This window comes from Lysinibacillus sp. FW301-JW8, assembly GCF_058788755.1.
Map to the genome: position 1 here is coordinate 1 of NZ_JBYTBB010000136.1, position 2,747 is coordinate 2,747.

Annotated in this window: 1 protein-coding gene; it reads left to right on the forward strand. The window is 40.5% G+C overall.

Translation table 11 applies throughout. The features are described 5' to 3' along the window. Positions 1–901 precede the first annotated feature (901 nt). The gene (locus AC3WOM_RS26570) at positions 902–2,554 is read left to right on the forward strand and encodes an FAD-binding dehydrogenase (RefSeq protein WP_492449172.1); all 1,653 of its coding nucleotides are present in this window, start codon (positions 902–904) and stop codon (positions 2,552–2,554) included. Positions 2,555–2,747 lie beyond the last annotated feature (193 nt).

A 2,747-nucleotide genomic window follows, 5' to 3' on the forward strand; every position in this document is an offset into this window, starting at 1 on the left:
GTGCTAACGTAGCGGCAGCAACATGATGTTTTTTGTGCGAAAGCGTAGTGCTAACGTAGCGGCAGCAACATGATGTTGGTCACTCAGTCGTGTGTTGTTGCTGTCGCTTCGCTTTCGCACAGATAAAACCGTGTTGCTGTCGCTTCGCTTTCGCACAGATAAAACCGTGTTGCTGTCGCTTCGCTTTCGCGCAGTAAAGTAGTGCAGAATGAAAATAAAAAAGCCTTTCACGCCTTACAAACACAGTTATTGCGTTGTAAGGGGCGAAAGGCTGAATAAATATTGGTTCGCGGTACCACCCTTAATCACTGCTAGTAGAACTTTTGCAGTCTTAGCTATATGCGTAACGTGCATGTGACGGATAAGCTTACTTTGGGATGTTCTGCCTATCTATTCAGGAGTGGAACTATTATCGTAGAAATCACTGATTTACACCAACCATCAGCTCTCTTGAGATTTTCTTGCGACTAGCGTGTCTCCGTCGTTATATTTTTGTGTAATTAAATTTGTTAACATCATAATCCCTATTGTTCACCTTTGTCAATAATATTTCTGAAAAAGTTAAAAAATATTGACTTCAAAAGTCTGAAAAATACCTAAAAACGAACTTTTTATTCTTTTTATCATAAAATAGTTCGTCTTTTCAGAGAGGACAATGAAAGCGCTAACGAAATGTCTTAAGTCAGGTGAAATGGGCATTTGAGATTAAGTCGAAGTGAAAAATTATATGGCAATTTATTGGGAGATAATTACTGAGGCGAGGGGTTTTTTCAATGTTTTCAAGAAGAAGGCGAACATTCTTTTCTTGTCACACTTTCGTCAAAAATATGAAAAGTAGAAGGTAAACGAACTATTAGGGAAGAATGTTAGTAAAGTACGATTGATTTTTTGGGGGTGTAAAATGTTGTATGATGTTGCAATTGTGGGAGCAGGGTTAGCAGGTTTAGTTGCTGCGTGTGAATTAGTAGATGCCAAGAAAAAAGTATTATTGGTAGATCAAGAGCCTGAAAATTCAATGGGGGGACAGGCATATTGGTCTTTTGGCGGAATATTTTTAGTGAATTCACCTGAGCAAAGACGACTTGGTATTAAAGATAGTAAGGAGCTTGCATGGCAAGATTGGCAAGGTACTGCTGGCTTTGATCGCTTGGAAGACGAAGATTCATGGGCGTTTAAATGGGCAAAGGCTTATGTTGAATTTGCGGCTGGTGAAAAATATGAGTGGCTAAAATCGTTAGGCATAAAGTTTTTTCCTGTAGTTGGTTGGGCTGAACGGGGAGGCTCATTAGCTGGGGGTCATGGAAATTCGGTGCCTCGATTTCATATTGTATGGGGAACAGGACCTGGTATCGTAAAGCCTTTTACAGATAAAGTAAAAAAGGCAATAAAGGATGGTTTTATAGATTTTAAACCAAGACATCGTGTTGACGAATTTATTCAACATGAGGGAAAGATTGACGGAATTAGCGGAACAGTTTTAGCTGAAAGTTATGCAAGCCGTGGAGAGAAGAGCTCAAGGATTGGAATAGGTGAGTTTGCCTACGAAGCCAAGGCTGTAATTGTAGCTAGTGGTGGCATAGGGGCAAATTTTGATTTAGTAAGAAAAAATTGGCCACAACGACTGGGCATACCTCCTAAAAATATGGTTTGTGGTGTACCTGCCTATGTAGATGGTAGAATGCTAGAGATTACGGAGCATGCGGGAGGGCGTATTGTTAATCGAGATCGTATGTGGCATTACACAGAGGGGTTAAGAAATTGGGACCCGATTTGGCCCAATCATGGTATTCGCATTTTGCCTGGCCCGTCATCATTATGGTTTGATGCAGAGGGAAATCGTTTCAGTGCACCAAATTTCCCGGGCTTTGATACACTAAGTACGCTAGAGGCCATTCAAAAAACAGGCTATGAGTACTCGTGGTTTATTTTAACGGAAAAGATTATTGAAAAGGAATTTGCTCTATCGGGTTCTGAACAAAATCCTGATTTAACCAATAAAAGCATAGGAGAAGTTCTTAAACGTATTTTGCCAGGTCCACCAGCTCCAATTCAGGCATTTAAAGAACATGGGGAGGATTTTGTTATAGCTGATAACTTAAAGGAATTAGTTGATGGCATGAATAAGTTAGCAGGTAACGAGCTTCTTAATTTTATGAAAATCAAGGAACAAATAATGGCAAGAGATCGGGAAATGGATAATAAATTTACAAAGGATTTGCAAGTTAATGCCATTCATGGGGCAAGGAATTACATTGGAGATAAATTAGTGCGCGTTGCCAAGCCGCATAAGATATTAGACCCTGATAATTGGCCACTTATTGCGGTACGTTTAAATATTTTAACGCGGAAAACGTTAGGAGGTCTACAGACAAATTTAGATGGTGCTGTACTCGGGATGGATGGTCAGCCAGTACCAGGTCTATTTGCGGCTGGTGAAGTAAGTGGCTTTGGAGGTGGCGGTGTTCATGGTTACCGAGCTTTAGAGGGAACATTTGTGGGAGGCTGTTTATATAGTGGGCGACAGGTTGGACGCTACTTAGCTAAAGGAGAATAAGAAAATTAGAGGAAATCTCCGTCGTGATGTGAAAGCGCTCAGGTAAGGTTGGAATTGCTCGAGTCCAAGTGAAAAACGCTCAAGTAAGGTTGGAAGTGCTCGGGTCCAAGAGAAAAATGAGGTTAGTATAAAAAGTGGACACGGAAAACTGAGAGTAGCTATTATAGAAATAACTATTTTAAAGGACGTGTAC

Excerpts from the sequence above, each read along its gene's own strand:
- AC3WOM_RS26570 (WP_492449172.1), top strand. The coding sequence starts at position 902 with ATGTTGTATGATGTTGCAATTGTGGGAGCAGGGTTAGCAGGTTTAGTT.